The organism is Microbacterium album (assembly GCF_014643695.1).
GTDB lineage: Bacteria > Actinomycetota > Actinomycetes > Actinomycetales > Microbacteriaceae > Microbacterium > Microbacterium album.
On the sequence record NZ_BMJY01000007.1, the window covers coordinates 80,031 to 97,771 of the forward strand.

Sequence of the window (17,741 nt, forward strand, 5' to 3'; positions counted from 1 at the left end):
GCAGCTCAGCCCGAGCAGTAGCGCAACTGCACGGTCGAGTGGACGGGCACGTCTCCGATCGCCGACTGCGCGACCACGTTGTCGCCCGCGCTCGCCTCGCAGTTCGGATCCTCCTGGGGTTCCGCGGTGAGCTCGAGAGACTCGAGCGCCCGCACCGCGGCCTCCAGCGTGTAGCCGGAGTAGTCCGTGATCGTCACGCGGCCGGACGCCACGACGAGGTCCACGACGGCCCCCTCGGCCACCTCCTCGCCGGCGGCGAGCTGGTCTCCCCCGGAGGACGCGCTCAGCACGATGCCCGCTTCGAGCGACGGGTTGTTCTGCGGCGTGATCGACCCGAGCGACAGGCCCGCGTCCGAGAGTGCCTGGCGCGCCTCATCCTCCGTGAGGCCTTCCAGCTCGGGCAGCGACGTGACCTCCTGGCCCTCGGAGACGAAGACGCGGATCATCGTCTCCGGCGTCACGGACGCGCCCGACTGCGGGTCCGTCCGGATGACCCGGCCCTCTTCCACGTGATCGCTCGGCTCGTGCTCCTCCACCGCGACGAGGTCGGCGTCCTCGAGCTCAGCGACGGCGTCCTCGTACACCATGCCCGCGACGTCGGGCACGATGCGCGCGTTGCCGGGTACCTCGGCGAACGGCCGCATCGTGACGACCCAGAAGAGCACCGACGCGACGAGCACGGCCAGCAGGGCCACGCCCGCCCAGATCCAGGCGACGGGCGGCCCCGACTGGGTCCGCACGGAGGCGTTGTCGGAGGACAGCTGACGCAGCGACCGCGCCGTCTCCGCCGCCTGCCGCGGGTTGGGCCCGTAGAGCTCGCTCGTGAGCGCCCCGAGCTCGCGCTTCGACGGCGCGCGACCGTCGGAGGCCGCGTCCAGCGCGCGGCGGAACGAGCCCGCGTCGGGGAAGCGCTGGTAGGGGTCCTTCGCGAGAGCGCGCAGCACGACCGGGTCGAACGCCGTCGGCGAGGCGGCGTTCACCTGGGAGGGGGGCGCGGGGGTCTCGCTGACGTGCTGGTAGGCGACGGCGACTGGGGAGTCGCCGCGGAACGGCGGGCGTCCTGCCAGCAGCTCGTACAGGACGACACCCGTCGAGTACACGTCGGCCCGCGCGTCGACCGGCTCGCCCTTGGCCTGCTCCGGAGAGAAGTACGCGGCTGTGCCGAGGATGGATGTCGTCTCGGCGACCGTCGCCGAGGAGTCCGACACGGCCCGGGCGATCCCGAAGTCCATCACCTTGACCTGACCGGCGTCCGTGATCATCACGTTGCTGGGCTTGATGTCGCGGTGGACCACGCCGGCCCGGTGGGAGTACTCCAGCGCCTCGAGGATCCCGTCGACGTAGCGCACGGCGTCCGTGGGCGTCACGGGGCCGGCGGCGATGACGTCCTTCAGCAGCGTGCCGCGCACGAGCTCCATGACGATGAAGGGCACGTGCCGTGTCCCGCTCGCATCGGTCGTGACGTCCTCGCCCGCGTCGAACACGCGCACGATCGCTTGGTTCGCCATGCGCGACGCCGCCTGCGCCTCGAGCCGGAATCGCGTGCGGAAGGTGCTGTCCTTCGCGAGATCGCGCCGCAGGATCTTGATGGCGACCTCGCGGCCGAGCGTCTGATCGAAGCCGCGGTGCACGCTCGCCATGCCGCCCCGGCCGATCAGCTCATCGACGCGGTAGCGGCCCGCGAGCACGCGCGGCGGCGCGCCGTTCGCCCGTTCCGGGCGCTCGTCGTCGGTCACAGAGAATCCCCCCGGATCGCTCATGCGTGTTCCTCCCGGCGGGGTCTGTCCCCGCACGTTCTCAGCCCTCGGGGCTCTCGACGGAGCCGGTCCCGCCGTCGCCGCCGTCGCCGCCTCCCTGGGCGGGGGGAGTGGTCGGCGGGGTGGGCGTCGGCGCGGGCTGCGTCGGCTCGGGCTGGGGCGCGACGATCCGGGCTTCCGCACTCGGCGACGGATCCGAGACGCGCGGCTCCCCACCGTTACCGGAGCAGGTGGCCGTGTACGAGGCCGACACGACCTGTCCGGGCGAGTTGCCCACGACGATGCCGGCGGAGAGCTGGTCCGCTCCGAACTCCGCGCTGGACTGACCGTTCGACTCGAACGTCGCGTTCGTCAGGCTCACCGTGTAGCCCGTCAGCTGGCCGGTGCCCGACGGGCACGAGAAGCTCGACCAGTTCACGCTCGCCCGCTGGCCGGCCTCGAGCTCGTCCGTCACGTCGACGTCGCTGAACGTGGGGGCCGATCCCGGCTGTCCGACCGGGGTCATCTCGCCGTAATGGGTCGCCGTGATCGACGTGCCCTCGGCGACGGAGCCGCGCGGGCTGACGTCGTAGATCCGGCCGACCTGGTCGGGGCTGGACGCCGCGTTGCCGGGCTGGCAGTTCCAGGAGAAGTCGCCGGCCTCCGCCAGGCGGGCCTCGGCCTCGTCGCACGTCAGCCCCTCGAGGCCGAGGTCGCTGATGTTGACGCGCTCCTCGGTCGGCTCGGAGGGCGTGGGCTGGGGTGACTGGACCGTGCGGTCCGGCGTCGGCGACTCCTCGGGCTGGCCGAAGCCGGGGCCGAAGATGGCGTAGAGCGTGCCGCCGAGCACGAGCAGCAGCAGCGCGATCAGCGCGATCAGCGGCCACGTCCACGGGCTGCGCTTCTTCTTCTCCGGCTCCTCCTCGGCGCCCTCGCCGCCGATCGGGACGGGCGTCGTCTGCGGCAGCATGCGCGTCGCCTCGGTGCCCGGCTCGAGCAGCTGGGTGAACGCGTCGGTCGTGGCCAGGAGCGCGGTGCCTCCCGCGATGGCGGGCACCGCGGCGGCCGCGGCGGCCACATCGCCGCGGCGCAGCGCGTTCGAGGCGCGCGCGACCACGGCGGCCGATGCGGGACGGTCCTCGGGCTTCTTGGCGATCATCGCCATCACGAGGTTGCGGACGGGCTCGGGGATCTCGTCGGACAGCGGCGGGGGCTGCTCGTTGATCTGCGCCATCGCGATCGCGACCTGCGACTCGCCCGTGAACGGACGGCGTCCGGCGAGGCTCTCGTACGCCACGATGCCCAGCGAGTAGATGTCCGTCGCGGGGGAGGCGGGGTGGCCGGACGCCTGCTCCGGCGAGAGGTACTGCACGGTGCCCATGACCTGGCCGGTGGCCGTGAGCGGCACCTGGTCGGCGATGCGGGCGATGCCGAAGTCGGTGATCTTGACGCGGCCGTCGGGCGTGATCAGCAGGTTGCCCGGCTTGATGTCGCGGTGCACCAGGCCTGCCGCGTGGGCGGCCTGCAGGGCGGACGCGGTCTGCGCGACGATGTCGAGCGTGCGGTCGGGTTCGAGCTTGTTCTCGCGCTCGAGGATGGTTGAGAGCGCCTCGCCGGGGACGAGCTCCATGACGAGGAAGGCAGAGCCGTTCTCCTCGCCGTAGTCGAAGACGCTCGCGATGCCCTCGTGGTTGACGAGCGCGGCGTGCCGGGCCTCGGCGCGGAAGCGCTCGAGGAAGCCCGGGTCGCCCATGTACTCGTCTTTGAGGATCTTGATGGCGACCGTGCGGCCGATGACGTGGTCGGTGGCCTCCCACACCTCGCCCATGCCGCCGATCGCGATCCGCGAGTTCAACTCGTAGCGGCCGCCGAAGGACACGCCCTGTGTTGGCCTCATCTGCTCAGCACCGCCTCCATGACCTTCTTCGCGATCGGCGCCGCGATAGTGTTCCCGCTGCCCGACTGACCCTGTCCGCCACCGTCCTCGACAACCACGGCCACCGCGATCTCGGGGTCGTCGGCCGGCGCGAATCCGGTGAACCAGAGGGTGTACGGGTCGTTTTCCCCGCCCATCTCCGCGGTGCCCGTCTTCCCGGCCACATCGACGCCGTCTATTCTTGCACCTGACGCGACCCCATCCTGGACATTCGCGACCATCATCGATGTCAGCAGCGTCGCGAGGTCCTCGTCGATCGCCTCGCCGAACGGGGTCGGGGTCGTGCTCTTCTGCACCGACAGATCCACGCCCACGATGCGGTCCACCATGTAGGGCTCCATGACGGTGCCGCCGTTCGCGATGCCCGCCGAGATCATCGCGATCTGCAGCGGCGTCGAGGTGAGCCGGCCCTGACCGAAGCCGGTCAGGCCCGTCTGCGGGTTGTCCAGCTCGGCGGGGTACGACGACGGCGTCACGGTGAGCGGCACCGAGAAGTCGTGGTTGAACCCGAAGCGCTCGGCCATGTCGCGCACCGCGTCGTCGCCCATCTCGATCGCGAGCTCCGCGAACGGCACGTTGCAGCTCAGGCGCAGCGCCGTGGCGATCGAGACGGTGCTGCCCCCGCCGCACGTGCCGCCGTTGGCGTTCTGGACCGTGGCCGACGACTGCGGCAACCGGAAGGTCGGCGGATTGGGCAGCTCGGAGTCCTCGTCCCACTCGCCGGAGGCGAGCGCGGCCGCGGTGACGATGAGCTTGAACGTGGAGCCGGGCGGGTTGAGCTCCTCGAGCGCGCGGTTCTGCAGCGGGCGGAGGGGGTCGTTCTCGAGGGCCGAGTGCGCCGAGTTCGTCGCCTCGATGTCGTGCTGGGCGAGCTGGTTGGCGTCGTAGCCGGGCGTGGAGACCAGGGCCCGGATGCGACCGGTGTCGGGCTCGATCGCGACGACGGCGCCGGTCAGTCCCTGCATCGCCTCGAAGGCCGCCTGCTGGACGGCGGGATCCAGCGTCAGCATGACGCTCGATCCGCGCGGCGGCTGGCCCGTCACGATCTGCTCGATGCGCGAGAAGAAGGCCGATCCCGCCGTTCCCGACAGTTCCTGTCCCATCGCCCGCTCGATTCCCGTCGCCGATACGAGCACCGGGTTGAGGTATCCCGTCACGGGGGACCACATGTGCGAATCGGCATACTGCCGCTGCCACGCGTAGACGTCACCGCTGGGGACGGAGCTGGCGATCTCCTGACCGCCCGCGATGATCGCGCCGCGCTGGACCTCGTACGCGTCGAAGAGCGTGCGCCTGTTCGTCGGCTGATCGGCCAGCGCGTCCGCCTGGATCACCTGGATGTAGCTCGTCGAGGCGAACAGCGCGAGGAACATGAACAGCACGATGATGCTGAGTCGTCGCAGTTCCTTGGTCATGCGGGTGTGACCTCCCTCATCATCCGATGACCGCCCGGGGCTGCTGGCGCACGGCGTCGCTGATGCGCAGGATGATCGCCACGATGAGCCAGTTGGCCAGCAGCGACGAGCCTCCCGCCGCAAGGAACGGGGTGGTCAGTCCCGTGAGCGGGATGAGCCGCGTGACGCCGCCGACCATGATGAACACCTGCAGCGCGAGCGTGAAGGACAGGGCGACTGCGAGCAGCTTGCCGAAGTCGTCCTGGCCGGCCACGCCGATCCGCAGGCCGCGGGCGACGAACACCATGTAGAGGCACAGGATCGCGAACAGACCCACCAGGCCGAGCTCCTCGCCGAGGCTCGGGATGATGTAGTCGCTCTGCGACACGGGCGTCAGGTAGGGGCGCCCCAGGCCCAGCCCGGTGCCGAGGAGGCCGCCGTGCGCGAGCCCGTAGATGCCGTTGACGAGCTGGAAGCTGCCGCCCTGGGCGTCGTACAGCTCGGGATCGAACGCCCCGAGCCAGGCGTCGAACCGGCCCCGGACATACGGCAGCACGAACGACGCGGCGATCGCGCCGCCGACGGCCAGCAGCACGCCGATCAGCACCCAGCCGGTCTTGCCGGTGGCGACGTACAGCGTCGCCACGAACATCCCGAAGATCAGCAGCCCGGTGCCGAGGTCGCGCTGCGCGACGATGATGACCATCGACACCAGCCAGATCACCACGAGCGGCCCGAACTCGCGCGCGCGGGGAAAGGTGAAGCCCAGGAACTTCCGCCCGGTCGAGGTGAGGCTCTCGCGCGTGCGCACGAGATAGCCGGCGAAGAAGACGGCCAGACAGATCTTCGCGATCTCACCCGGCTGGAAGTTGACGCCGCCGATCTGGATCCACACGGTCGCGTTCCCGCCGCCGTTGAGGAACGGGATGAACGGCAGCACCAGCAGGATCAGCCCCGCGAAGCCGAACAGATACGTGTACCGGAACAGCACGCGGTAGTTGCCCAGCAGCCAGACCAGCGCTCCCGCCGCCAGCACGGAGATGGCCGCGTAGATGATCTGGTTCATTCCGGCACCGCTGTCCGTGCCGGGGGCACCTGACAGCCCGATCCGGTAGATCATCGCGATGCCGAGCCCCGTCAGCAGCGTCGCGATCGGGAGCACGACCGGGTCGGCCTGCGGCGCGCGCAGGCGCAGCACGACGTGCAGGGCGAGCACGAGCGCGCCGAGCACGCCCTGGATGATCAGGAGCGTGTTGTCGAGCTCGCCGAGCTCACCCAGCTGGGACAGGGCCGTGGCGCCCGTGCTCAGCGCGATCGCGAACAGCAGCAGCCCCAGCTCCCGGTTCCGCTGCGGCTGCGGCTGCGGCTGCCGCACGCGCCGCAGCGCCTTGAGCACCGCGGTGTCGGCCTGCACATCGGTCGTCATGAGCCCTCCCCGCCGTCCGGTGTCGTGGGTTCGGGATCCGGTTGCTGTTCGCCATCCGGCGCCGCGGGCCCGTCCGCTCGGCCCTCCGGCGTCATCGCGCGCAGCCGGTCGACGATCGCCTGCGCGTCCGAGAGCGAGCGCGCGCTGATGGTGTTCTCGACGTTGGAGCGGAACACCTGGGGCAGGTCCGCGAGCAGGATGCCCGTGTCCTCGTGCGGGGAGGACAGCTGGATCGGTCCGAGCGACTGCTGGATGCCCTGGTAGATGACCACGCTGTCGTCGTCCGCGCCCACGTAGTAGCGCGTCTGCGTCCAGTTGTAGAAGGCCGAGAAGCCTGCGGCGACCGCCGCGGCCAGCAGCACGAGCATCGCGATCCATACGACCCGCCGACGGCGCGCGCGGCGGCGGTCCTCCTCGATGAGCTCCTCGAGGTACTCCGGCTCCGGCTCGAAGTGCGTCGGCTCGTTGGCGGCCTGGCGGTTCGGGTGCAGCCAGCCGGTGGGAAGGATGGCCCGCGCCGCGGGCACCGCGATTCCCTGGGGGTTGGAGGCGGAGCCGACGATCGTAGCCGTGCCGCTCACGAGCGGGTGGTGGCCGCCGACGTCGACCATCACGATCGTCACGTTGTCGGGCGCCCCGCCGTCCAGCGCGTACTTCAGCAGGATGTCGGCCGTGCGGCCCGGGGGGAGCCCGAGCTTGAGCGCCTTCTGGATGTGGGCCTCGTCCACGACGCCGCTCAGGCCGTCCGAGCACAGCAGCCAGCGGTCGCCGGGCCTGGTCGGCATGATGAACGTGTCGATCTCGGGATCCGGGTCCATGTCGCCCAGCACGCGCATGAGCACCGAGCGGCGCGGGTGGAAGCGCGCCTCTTCGGGCGTGATGCGGCCGGAGTCGACGAGGCGCTGCACGAACGTGTGATCGGTCGTGATCTGGGTGAGGGCGTCGTCGCGCCACAGGTAGATCCGCGAGTCCCCGATGTGCGCGATCACGGCGTAGTCGTCGACCATCGCGATAGCGCTCACGGTGGTGCCGAGGCCCGCGAGCTCGGGACGGCGGGCGACCAGCTGGATCAGGTCACCCGCGGTCGAGGCGATCGTGTCGCGGAGGATCGCCTCCGCCTCCTCGGGTGAGCCGTAGGTGCGGTCCAGCTCCTGCAGCGCGCTGACCGCCACGCTGGAGGCGACGTCGCCGCCCGCGTGGCCGCCCATCCCGTCGGCCACGACGAACAGGTTGGAGCCGGCATAGCCGGAGTCCTGATTGTTCGACCGCACCTTCCCGGTATGGGAGATGGCCGCGCTGGAACCGACGAACATGGTGGCGGAGGCTTACTTCCGCAGCTCGAAGGTCGTCGCCCCGACCTTGATCGGCGCGCCGACGCGCACGGCGACGGGCGAGCTGGACGCCACGCGCTGGCCGTCGTGGAAGGTGCCGTTGGTCGAGTCGAGGTCCTGCAGCATCCACTGGTCGCCGCGCAGGACCAGCCGCGCGTGCTGGCTCGAGGTGTAGTCGTCGCGGATGACGAGCCCGGCCTCGCTCGAGCGTCCGATCGTGAGCGTGTCGGTGCCGAGGGGCAGCTCGAGCCCGGCCTTCGGGCCCGACGTGATGACGATGCGGCTCGCGGTCGCCGTCGTGGCCGGACTGGAGGGAGACGCCGCTGCGGCCCGGGGGGCCGGAGCGGCCGCGGGCGCGGCGGGGGGCGAGGGGCGCTTCGAGGGTCGTGCGCTCGCCGTCTCGGGCAGCTTCCGCACGCGCACGCCGAACACGTCGGACCGGAGCGCGAACACGACCGCGAACACGAACAGCCACATGAGCAGCAGGAAGCCGACCTGCAGGATGAGCAGGGTCAGTTCGCTCTCGCTCATGCGAGATCCCCGTTCCGTGCGTCGAAGATACGCGTGGCCGTGGTGCCGGTTCCCGGCTCCGCGAGCGGGACCACGCGGAAGACGATCGACGTGCGACCGATCGTGATGGTCTGGCCGTCGCGCAGGGCGGACTGCTTGGTCGGGATCCCGTCGAGCTTGGAGCCGTTGGTCGAGCCCAGATCGCGCATCATGGCGCGCTCGCCGTCCCACAGCACCTCGACGTGCGCGCGGCTCGTGCCCGGGTCGGAGACCGTGATGTCGGCGTCGCTGCCGCGTCCGATCACCGTCCGCGCCTTGGACAGCGGGTGGCGCCGGCCCTCGACGTCGACGACCGCGCGCCATTCGATGCGGCCTTCCGCGGTGGACGAGTCGACCGCGACCGTTCCCGTCGTGACGCCGCTGTCCGCGCGCAGGGAGACCCGCACGGGGCCGGCGAAGCTGTACCCCTGATCCGTCGCATGCCGCTGCAGCATCTCGTGCAGCTCGTTGATGAGCGCGCCGCCCAGGGAGCGCATGCGCTCCTCGTCCGCCGGGCTCAGCCGTACGGTGAGGTTGCTGGGAACCAGGATGCGGTCGCGCGTGACGACCGCCGCCTTCGTGTCGAGCTCGCGACGGAGCGCGGAGGCGATCTCGACCGGCTGAATGCCGCTGCGGAAGGTCTTCGCGAACGCGCGGTTCACCGCGCGCTCGAGACCTTGCTCGAAGCTGTCCAGTAGTCCCACGGGTCTCCTCAATCCGCCGGTCGGTAGGCACATCGTAGCCAGCATGCCTGTACGTGACGTTGCGCGCGAGTCGCCGCGGGGTCGATCCGGGAGCTCCGGCGGCTCGTGACGGCGGAGAAAAGTGGGCGGAGCGCCCGCCGGGGGCGCGCCCGACGCCGCGACCCGCCGTTTCGCGAGGCGGCGGAGCACGTGATATCCTCGGGAAGTTGAGTGCCGGTCGTCCGGCTCTCGCGCGAGTGGCGGAATAGGCAGACGCGCTGGCTTCAGGTGCCAGTGCCCGAAAGGGCGTGGGGGTTCAACTCCCCCCTCGCGCACATCACGTGCTGAGGCGCGACATCGACACGTCGATGCCGCCCCTCAGCACTTTCTCGTTCCCGACCCCGCGCGACAATACGTCTGCGCGCCGAGAATGCGTGTAGCCCGTGCATTGTCGGCGCGGGGACGGATTGTCGGCGGAGGGACGTCTTGTCGTGCGGCGCCGCGGTCAGCGAGGGGGCAGGTCCCGCCAGCCCCCGCGTCGCGCGGTGCGCGCGAGCCGGTGGAGGATCGCCTCCGGATCGGCGAGCAGGGCGCGCGAGGGAGCGTGCGCCGCGAGGCGGTCGAGCAGGGCTTGCGCGGCGCCCACGCTGCCGATCCAGTAGCGCCCGACGTGGTGCCTGCTGACCGCGAGGCGGGTCGTCTCCGGCGAACCGGAGATCTCGAGTGCGCCGTCGTCCGGGTCCAGACCGGGATCGCCGAGCGTGACGGCGACCAGGACGCTCGACACGATCGCCGACACGAGCCCCGGGTAGCGGAAGCGCGTCGTAGGCAGGTCGAGACGTGTCGCGGCGATGTCGTCCCAGGGCAGCGAGCGCGTGGGCTGGTCCCCGTCGCGATGTACGAGAGAGCCCGGGAGCAGCAGCAGGTGACGGCGTCCCGGGTCTCCGATGACCAGGCCGTCCGGGATGTGGTGGAGCGGGCCGAAGCGCATCATGGTCGTTCCTGGGTGTCCTCGAGCGGGGGAGTGGGGCCGGCACGCGGAAATGGTCGGTCTGACAATCTGTCCGCCTAATGGGGGACACGAAGGCCGATCGTCCGCTACGCTGGAAGCGACGTCCCTCGGTCGTCCAGCCCTCATCGTTTCCCCCCAATGATGAGGGCTGCTCCCTTTCTGGTGGCGCTCACCCGGGCTGCGCGGCGTGTCGTGCGGCGCGTCGCGTGACGTCACACGGAAAATTCGCCCTGTCGCTTTACAGCCGACTCCGTTAGCGTGGGAGTGTCGGCGCGATGTTCGCGCCGGTTTCATCACGATAGATCGGCAGTAAATGAGCACGCAGGGCACCGTCAAGTGGTTCAACTCGGAGAAGGGCTTCGGCTTCATCTCTCCCGACGAGGGCGGCTCTGACGTCTTCGCGCACTACACCGCAATCGAGGCTTCCGGATACCGCTCGCTGGAGGAGAACCAGCGCGTCGAGTTCGAGATCGCCCAGGGCCCCAAGGGCCTGCAGGCGGAGAACATCCGCCCCATCTGATCGGCTTCGCCGGTCAGACCGCATCGAGCGGTCGACCCCACCGCGCGGCGGGCTCCGGGTCATTCACGCGTCAGCGTGACACCGGGAGCACTCGCGTGCCGGGTCATCCGAGAAGGGTCCGTGCGACATGGTCGCCGGGCCCTTCATCGTTTCCGACGGCGAGCGCGGCTACTCCGTGCGCCCTACTCGTTGAGGCGGTGGTAGTCGGCGAGCGCCTTCGCGTCCTCCGCGTGGCGGATCGCGCGGCGCGCGGCGTCAAGCGCCTCCACCGGATCATGCGCGTGGCGCGCGGCGGCGAGCTCGCTGCGGGCGGCGTCGAGCCGCACGCGCGCCTCGAGACCCGCTGAGCGCGGGGGCAGTGCCGCCTCGGCGCGGCTGATCGCGCTGCGCGCCGCCGCGAGCGTGCCCGGCAGGGCGCTGCGCGCCCCGCGGTGCCGTTGCTGGGCCGTCTGCGCCTCCGCGACGGCCATGTCGAGCCGGTCGCGGATGCGGGCGATCGCTTCGTTCGCCGAGACGGGCCGGCGTCCCGCCGTCGGCTCGACGCGCGCCAGCTCCTCGCGGGCCCAGCGGATCTCGCGCCCGACCCGCTCGGCGTCGTCGGGGGGCAGCGCGGCCTGGATGCCGCTCGCGGCCCGGATGGCGGAATGCGCGGCCGCGATCTCGTCGGCGACGGCGAGTCCCGCCTGGGTCACGAGCCGGTGAGCCTCCTCGAGGGCGCGCGCCTGCGCGTCCGCTCGTCGCAGCGCCCGCTCAGCGGAGGCGAGGTCCTCGAGCGCGGAGCGCGACGGATCCGCCACCGCGTCGCGGGCCGCGGCCAGGCGCGCCTCGCACTCCTCGAACGCGGCGCTCGCGGCCGCGGCGGAGTCGGCGGCGGCCGTCCACTCCTCGGGATCCGCGCGGGCCTCCAGCTCCCGCAGCAGGGCGTCCGGCTCGCCGACGCGCGCTCTCACTTCGGCGAGCCGCCGTTCGGCGGCCGTCACCTGGTCGGCCGCCGACACGTGTGTGGCGATCCACTCGGCATGCTCCCGTCGGGCCCACTCGACGGCCTCCAGCGCGCGCTCGATCCGGCGCCCGAGCTGTCGCGCCGCCTGCTCGGCGTCGCGCGGCAGGACGTCGTCCGCGTTCGCGGCCCGGTACACCGTGAAGGCCTCGTCGCGCGTGTGCTGCGCCGTCATGCGCGCGCGCCGCAGCGACGGGGGCGCGTCTCCGCCGTAGAGCGCGCCGGACAGTCCCACCTCGAGGTCGAGCTCTTCGACGGCGTCGTCCAGTCGTACGAGCGAGGCGCCGGCCTCGGCGAGGGCGGCCGCCGCACGCTCCCGCGCCCGGCGGCCGCGACGCGCTCGGCGCACGAGCACGACGATCGCCACGACGATGAGCGCCGTCGACCCGAACACGACGAGGGCAGGCACGATCCAGGCGAGCGGATCGAAGGGGAGCGGAGGCATGCGCACCTCCTCAACCGTCCGTCAGTAGCAGGTCGCGCAGCTGTCCCACGTCGTCGACGACGGCCTGGGCGCCCTCCTCCTCGCCGGGCGCGCCGAAGCCCCAGCGCACGAACACGACCGGAACGTCGTACGCAGCGGCTCCGTCCACGTCGTGGTGCCGGTCGCCGACGAGCACGGGGCGCGACGTGTCGACGCCTGCCGCCGTGAGGCCCTCCAGCGCGCGGCCGAGCACGTCCGCCTTCGTGTCGAGCACATCCGCCTCCGGCCGTGCGCCGAGGATCGCGGTGAACGCGGATGCCAGGCCGTAGTGCTCGAGGATGCCGCGCACCTGGTTCTGGGGTTTGGTGCTGGCCGTCGCCTGGGCGACGCCCGCCGCCTGCAGATCGCGGATGAGGTCGGCGACGCCCGGATAGAGCGACACCGACGCCGCGTAGCCGTCGCGGGCCGCCAGCGCACGGTACTCCGCCACGGCCCGCACCGCCTCGTCGGGGGCGAGCAGTGCCCGCTTCTGGAACGACTCCAGCAGGGGCGGTCCGATCCAGTGCATCAGCTCGTCGGGGGACGGTGGCGTGCGGCCGAGCACCGAGAGCACCTCCGTGATGCGGGGCAGGATCCCGGCGGACGCGTCGGCGATCGTGCCGTCCACGTCCCAGAGGATGCACGACCAGGGCGAACGCGTCATACCGTCGAGCTTAACCAGCGCGTGCGCCGGCCCGTCAGAACAGGCGGGGAGCGCCCGACTCGATGCCCTTCATCTCGTCGTAGTCGAGTGTGAGGCAGCGGATGCCCCGATCCTGCGCGAGCACGCGGGCCTGCGGCTTGATCTCCTGCGCCGCGAACACGCCCTGGATGCCCGTGAGCAGCGGATCGCGTCCGAGCAGCTCCAGGTAGCGCGTGAGCTGCTCGACGCCGTCGATGTCGCCCCGTCGCTTCACCTCGACGGCGATCGCGATGCCGTCCGCGTCGCGCACGAGCAGGTCGACGGGACCGATCGCGGTCGGATACTCGCGGCGCACGAGCGTCGCCCCCTCCGCGATCAGGTCCACCTGCTCCGCGAGCAGGCGCTGCAGGTCGGCCTCCACGCCGTCCTTGATCAGCCCCGGGTCGACGCCTAGGTCGTGCGTGGAGTCGTGCAGCATCTCGTAGATGTGCACCGTAAGGGCGTCGCCGCTCTTCTGGTGAGTCACCTTCCACAGCTCGACGACGCCGGCGTCCGCGAGCTCCTCCGAGGGCGCGACGACGTCGAGACGGCAGGGCGGGCTCATCCAGTTCAGTGGTTTGTACGAGCCGCCGTCCGAGTGCACGAGGAGACTGCCGTCCCCCTTGTGGACGAGCAGCCGCGTGGCGAGGGGCAGGTGGGCGTTGAGGCGGCCGGTGTAGTCCACGGAGCAGCGGGCGATGACGAGACGCACCGGACGAGCCTAACCGCAGCGGGCCGGCGCGGCGATCAGTCGTCGTCGCGCCGACGCCACAGCTGGACGAGCATCGTGACGAGGGTGCCGGCCACGACGAGGATCGTCACGGCGAACAACAGGTCCCGCTCGCTCATGCCGTCGCCTCCTCGTGGCCCTCGCGCTCGGACGCGTCGGCGGGCGTCAGCAGGTCGGCGACCGAGCGGAGCACCTCGTTCGGGCGGAACGGGTACCGTTCGATCTCCGCCTGATCGCTGATGCCCGTCATCACGAGCACGGTGTGCAGGCCGGCCTCGATCCCCGCGACGATGTCGGTGTCCATCCGGTCGCCGATCATGCCCGTGTTCTCGGAGTGCGCGCCGATCCGGTTCAGGGCGGAGCGGAACATCATCGGGTTCGGTTTCCCGACGACATAGGGATCGCGGCCGGTGGCCTTCGTGATGAGCGCCGCGATGGCGCCGGTCGCGGGGAGCGGGCCCTCGGCGCTGGGGCCGGTGGCGTCCGGGTTGGTGACGATGAAGCGCGCGCCGCGCCCGATGAGGCGGATCGCCTTCGTGATCGCCTCGAAGGAGTAGTTGCGCGTCTCGCCGACGACGACGTAGTCGGGGTCGCTCTCGGTCATGATGAACCCGGCCTCGTGCATCGCGGTGAGGATGCCGGCCTCGCCGATGACGAACGCGCTTCCCCCGGGCGCCTGCGACCGGAGGAAGTCCGCGGTCGCGAGGGCGCTTGTCCAGATCCGGTCCTCCGGCACGTCGATGCCCGACGCCCGCAACCGGGCGCTGAGATCGCGGGGCGTGAAGATCGAGTTGTTCGTGAGGACCAGGAAGGGCGTGTCCTCGTCGCGCCACTTGGCCAGGAGCTCACGCGCGCCAGGGATGGGCACGTTTTCGTGCACGAGCACGCCGTCCATGTCGGTGAGCCAGCACTCGATCTCGTCGCGTCGCGCCATGCCTCCAGCGTAGGGTCGAGGCCGCCGCCGGCGACAGTTCCGATGCCGCCTGGTGCAGACCGTCGCCGTCCCGAGCACATCCGGCCGGGAACCCCGCCGTAACACTCTGTGAACGCGTCGGGACTCCTGCGCTGTGTCGGGTGAGATGGGCGGTGCCGGGGGGATATCGTTCGGACTGTGACCGAGCGCGCGCCCGCCAGCGACCGACCAGGAGCCGCATGGGACCCGGCGCGCCTTCCCGATCTGTCGGGACGGATGTACCTGATCACCGGCGCCAACGCGGGGCTCGGCTACTTCGCGAGCGAGCAACTGGCACGGGCGGGCGCTCACGTCGTGCTGAGCGGCCGGAACCCCAATCGCCTCGCCGCCGCCCACGACGCGATCGAGGCGCGCGTGCCGGGCGCCTCGGTCGAGACGCTCCTGCTGGATGTCAGCAACCCGGGCTCAGTGCGCGCGGCCGCCGCGTCGGTGCGGGGAGGCCTGTTCTCGCGCGCGCGACTGGACGGCGTGCTGCTCAACGCCGGCATCGTCCACACGCCTCGGCGGCGGCAGCTCACGCGCGACGGGCGCGAGCTCGTGTTCGCCACGAACGCGCTGGGCCACTTCGTGCTCGCCGCGGAGCTGCTCACCACGCTCGCGAAGTCCTCGTCGCGCAACCGCAGCGCCCGCATGGTCTGGCTCGGCAGCGTGTCGACCCACCTGCGCACGCCGGATCCGACGGACATCCAGCTCGAGGGCCGGTACGACGCGTGGCGGGCGTACGTGCAGTCGAAGGTCGTCGTGCACGCGCTCGGGATCGAGGCCGACGCCCGGTTGCGGGACGCCGACGTGCCCGTGCAGAGCGTCGTGGCGCACCCGGGCTACTCGATCGGCGGGCGCACGCCGCGCGTGCAGGGTGTGAACGAGCCGAGCCGGTGGAAGCGCATCCGCGACGGCTTCCAGTCCCCGTGGTCCCAGAGCAAGGAGCGCGGGGCCGCGTCGCTCGTCCGCGCACTCGTCGACCCCGCGGTTCGCGGCGGAGAGTACTGGGGCCCGCGCTTCCTGACCCATGGCCTGCCCGTGCGGCAACGCCCCTCGCGTGTGGCGGCGGACCCCGATGTGCGGCGACGGGTCTGGGAGGAGTGCGAGCGGCTCGCCGGGATCGAGTGGCCCTTCGCGCGCGCGGCCCGGGCCGCGCGCTGATCCGGGCGGGTCGCACGTGGCGCTCCGCCGGGCAGTCGTGCCCGCGCAGGCCCCTACCCGCCGACGAGCCCGTTCTCGTAGGCGAGGATGACGAGCTGCACGCGGTCGCGGGCCTCGAGCTTCTGCAGCAGCCGGCCGATGTGCGTCTTGACCGTGGACGGCGAGAGGAAGAACCTCTCGGCGAGCTCCTCGTTCGTGAGCCCCTGCGCGATCGCGAGGAAGATCTCGTGCTCGCGCGGGGTGAGCGAGCCGATCCGGGGGTCGGGCGGCGGAGCCGCGCCCGGCGGTCGGGCGCTTCCGGGACGGGCGAACTGCTCGATCACGCGTCGCGTGACGCTCGGGGCGAGCACCGCGTCCCCCGCGTGCACCGAGCGGATGGCCGCGAGCAGGTCGGCGGGCAGGGCGTCCTTGAGGAGGAACCCGCTGGCCCCCGCGCGCAGCGCCGCGAAGGCGTACTCGTCGAGGTCGAACGTCGTGAGCATCAGGATCCGCGGCAACGGGCCTGCCGCCGCGATCCGCTCCGTCGCGGCGATGCCGTCCACGCCCGGCATCCGCACGTCCATGAGCATGACGTCCGCTCCGGCCGATTCCGCGATGGCCACGGCCTCGGCTCCGTCGCCGGCCTCGGCCACCACGTCGATGTCGGGCTGCACCTCGAGCACCATGCGCAAACCCATCCGCACGAGTGCCTGATCGTCGGCGATCGCGACCCGGATGGGCGCGTGTGCGCCTGACCGGCTCGCGTCCTGCGGATTCGCGTTCACGCATCCTCCTTCAGCTCCGCGCGCAGGATCCAGCCGCCGTCCGGCAGCGGGCCGGCCACCACGGTCCCGGCGTGCTGGGCGGCGCGCTCGCGGACACCGATGAGTCCGGTGCCGCGGGCATCGTCTCCGAGACCCGCCGTCGGCGCGGCGGCGGACGGGGCCGCGTTGCGGACCTCGACCACGACCCTGCCGTCGTCGCTCCACACTCCCACGTCCACGTGCTCCGTCGCCGGAGCGTGGCGCAGGACGTTCGTCAGTCCCTCCTGGACGATGCGGAAGACGGTCAGGTCGAGGCCGCGCCGCGACACCCGCGCGCTCTCGTCCGCCAAGGTGCCCCCGTCTGCGGGGTGGGACGACGGACTCGAGGATCGTCCGTCCAACACCAGGCGCACCGGGAGCCCCGTCTCGCGGAATCGGGCCACCAGGGCCTCGAGGTCGGCTTCGCCTCCCGGCTGCGGCGCGCGTTCGGCGTCGTGGTCGGGCGCGCGGAGCACCCCGAGAAGCCGACGCATCTCCGCGAGCGAGGCGCGTCCCGTGTCGGCGACCGCGCGCATCGCTTCGGCCGCGCGCGGCCCGCCCGTCTCCGCCTGCGCGGCGGCGCCTTCGGACAGCGTGACCATCACCGTCAGGCTGTGAGAGACGATGTCGTGCATCTCCCGCGCGATGCGGGCCCGCTCGTCCGCGACGGCGAGCCGAGCCCGCTGGTCGCGCTCCCGTGCGAGATCGTGCGCGCGGGCGATGACCGCCTGGACGTAACGTCGCCGGTTGCCGACGGAGAGGCCGATCAGCGTGGGGACGAGCAGTACGACCGCGTTCGGGAGCAGCGCCGCGGCGGGTGTCGCGGCACCGACGCCCACATCCCAGCGGATCATGTCCTCCCCCGGGGCGCTGAGGAGCGCCGCGAGCCCGGCGGCGACCACGGCGAGGCCGGCGGCCGTGCCGTACCCGATCCACGTGCGCCGGGGTGTGGAGTACACCCCGAGCGAGTAGAGGGTCACGAACAGCGCCGCGCCGCCGGCCACGCTGAGAGGCGCGGGCAGCGCTGCGATGACCGCGCACACGAGCGTGGCGGCCAGCGGGCGCCGACGGCGCACCATGAGGGCCGCGCCGCCGAGGACGAGGGCGGTGACCGTGCCGAGCATGACCCAGACGGTCAGCTGCAGTCCGGGATCGGGCACGACCGCGCTGACCACGAGCGTCAGGAACGCCGGCAGCCCCTGGCACACGACGACGAGCGCGATGTCGACCGCGCGCGGATGCGCGTCCAGCCAGCGGCGAAGCGCCCCGGGCGGACGCGGCAGATCCGCCTCCGCCTCCGCGAGCGCCGGCGCTGCCGGATCGCTGCTCGTCATGGCATCGACCCTACGCGCGGGATCCGCCGCTGCGGATCCCGCGCCCG

At 71.9% G+C, this 17,741-nt stretch carries 16 protein-coding genes and 1 tRNA gene; 3 read left to right on the plus strand and 14 right to left on the minus strand.

Annotated features, from left to right (window positions below):
- Positions 1 to 5: 5 nt before the first annotated feature.
- The 7 genes from pknB to IEX37_RS09740 are packed head-to-tail and all read right to left on the minus strand — an operon-like array spanning position 6 to position 9,076.
- The gene (pknB, locus tag IEX37_RS09710; RefSeq protein WP_188756069.1) at positions 6 to 1,760 is read right to left on the minus strand and encodes a Stk1 family PASTA domain-containing Ser/Thr kinase; all 1,755 of its coding nucleotides are present in this window, start codon (positions 1,758 to 1,760) and stop codon (positions 6 to 8) included.
- Between the two features lie 37 nt (positions 1,761 to 1,797).
- A complete protein-coding gene (locus IEX37_RS16165; protein WP_188756070.1) occupies positions 1,798 to 3,633 on the minus strand; it encodes a serine/threonine-protein kinase in 1,836 nt (611 codons plus the stop codon).
- Positions 3,630 to 5,087, minus strand: coding sequence for a peptidoglycan D,D-transpeptidase FtsI family protein (locus IEX37_RS09720; RefSeq protein WP_188756071.1), 1,458 nt, complete (start codon positions 5,085 to 5,087; stop codon positions 3,630 to 3,632). The genes IEX37_RS16165 and IEX37_RS09720 overlap by 4 nt, the downstream gene beginning before the upstream one ends.
- Positions 5,088 to 5,106: 19 nt before the next feature.
- Entirely contained in the window at positions 5,107 to 6,492 is a 1,386-nt protein-coding gene (locus IEX37_RS09725) for an FtsW/RodA/SpoVE family cell cycle protein (protein ID WP_188756072.1), read from the minus strand.
- Entirely contained in the window at positions 6,489 to 7,805 is a 1,317-nt protein-coding gene (locus IEX37_RS09730; protein WP_188756073.1) for a PP2C family protein-serine/threonine phosphatase, read from the minus strand. The genes IEX37_RS09725 and IEX37_RS09730 overlap by 4 nt, the downstream gene beginning before the upstream one ends.
- 12 nt (positions 7,806 to 7,817) lie before the next feature.
- On the minus strand, positions 7,818 to 8,354 hold the full coding sequence (locus tag IEX37_RS09735) for an FHA domain-containing protein FhaB/FipA (RefSeq protein WP_188756074.1): 537 nt from the start codon (positions 8,352 to 8,354) through the stop codon (positions 7,818 to 7,820).
- Complete coding sequence (locus tag IEX37_RS09740) at positions 8,351 to 9,076, minus strand: FHA domain-containing protein (protein WP_188756075.1); 726 nt, start codon at positions 9,074 to 9,076, stop codon at positions 8,351 to 8,353. The genes IEX37_RS09735 and IEX37_RS09740 overlap by 4 nt, the downstream gene beginning before the upstream one ends.
- 230 nt (positions 9,077 to 9,306) lie before the next feature.
- Between IEX37_RS09740 and IEX37_RS09745 the strand changes: the two genes are divergently transcribed.
- A tRNA-Leu gene (locus IEX37_RS09745) sits at positions 9,307 to 9,390 on the plus strand.
- Positions 9,391 to 9,560: 170 nt separating this feature from the next.
- Here the strand turns inward: IEX37_RS09745 and IEX37_RS09750 are convergent.
- Positions 9,561 to 10,049, minus strand: coding sequence for a hypothetical protein (locus IEX37_RS09750; protein ID WP_188756076.1), 489 nt, complete (start codon positions 10,047 to 10,049; stop codon positions 9,561 to 9,563).
- A 331-nt stretch (positions 10,050 to 10,380) separates the two neighbouring features.
- Here IEX37_RS09750 and IEX37_RS09755 point away from each other — a divergent pair, with 331 nt between their 5' ends.
- Positions 10,381 to 10,587, plus strand: a complete 207-nt coding sequence (locus tag IEX37_RS09755; RefSeq protein WP_188756077.1) for a cold-shock protein — start codon at positions 10,381 to 10,383, stop codon at positions 10,585 to 10,587.
- 182 nt (positions 10,588 to 10,769) lie between these two features.
- Here IEX37_RS09755 and IEX37_RS09760 read toward each other — a convergent pair whose 3' ends face one another.
- From IEX37_RS09760 to IEX37_RS09775, 4 genes are all read right to left on the minus strand, one after another.
- Positions 10,770 to 12,032 carry a coiled-coil domain-containing protein gene (locus IEX37_RS09760; protein WP_188756078.1) on the minus strand — a complete coding sequence of 421 codons (1,263 nt, stop codon included), beginning with the start codon at positions 12,030 to 12,032 and terminating at the stop codon, positions 10,770 to 10,772.
- Positions 12,033 to 12,042: 10 nt separating this feature from the next.
- Positions 12,043 to 12,714: an HAD hydrolase-like protein gene (locus tag IEX37_RS09765; protein ID WP_188756079.1), complete on the minus strand. Its 672-nt coding sequence runs from the start codon at positions 12,712 to 12,714 to the stop codon at positions 12,043 to 12,045.
- 34 nt (positions 12,715 to 12,748) lie between these two features.
- The gene (gene nucS / locus IEX37_RS09770) at positions 12,749 to 13,444 is read right to left on the minus strand and encodes an endonuclease NucS (RefSeq protein WP_188756080.1); all 696 of its coding nucleotides are present in this window, start codon (positions 13,442 to 13,444) and stop codon (positions 12,749 to 12,751) included.
- Between the two features lie 133 nt (positions 13,445 to 13,577).
- Entirely contained in the window at positions 13,578 to 14,396 is an 819-nt protein-coding gene (locus IEX37_RS09775; RefSeq protein ID WP_188756081.1) for an HAD-IIA family hydrolase, read from the minus strand.
- A 177-nt stretch (positions 14,397 to 14,573) separates the two neighbouring features.
- Between IEX37_RS09775 and IEX37_RS09780 the strand changes: the two genes are divergently transcribed.
- The gene (locus IEX37_RS09780) at positions 14,574 to 15,578 is read left to right on the plus strand and encodes an SDR family NAD(P)-dependent oxidoreductase (RefSeq protein WP_229663189.1); all 1,005 of its coding nucleotides are present in this window, start codon (positions 14,574 to 14,576) and stop codon (positions 15,576 to 15,578) included.
- A 53-nt stretch (positions 15,579 to 15,631) separates the two neighbouring features.
- On the opposite strand, the gene IEX37_RS09785 is transcribed toward IEX37_RS09780, so the two are convergent.
- A complete protein-coding gene (locus tag IEX37_RS09785) occupies positions 15,632 to 16,342 on the minus strand; it encodes a response regulator transcription factor (RefSeq protein ID WP_268236532.1) in 711 nt (236 codons plus the stop codon).
- Positions 16,339 to 17,694 carry a sensor histidine kinase gene (locus tag IEX37_RS09790; protein ID WP_188756082.1) on the minus strand — a complete coding sequence of 452 codons (1,356 nt, stop codon included), beginning with the start codon at positions 17,692 to 17,694 and terminating at the stop codon, positions 16,339 to 16,341. Before IEX37_RS09790 ends, IEX37_RS09785 begins: the two co-directional genes overlap by 4 nt.
- Between the last annotated feature and the right edge of the window lie 47 nt (positions 17,695 to 17,741).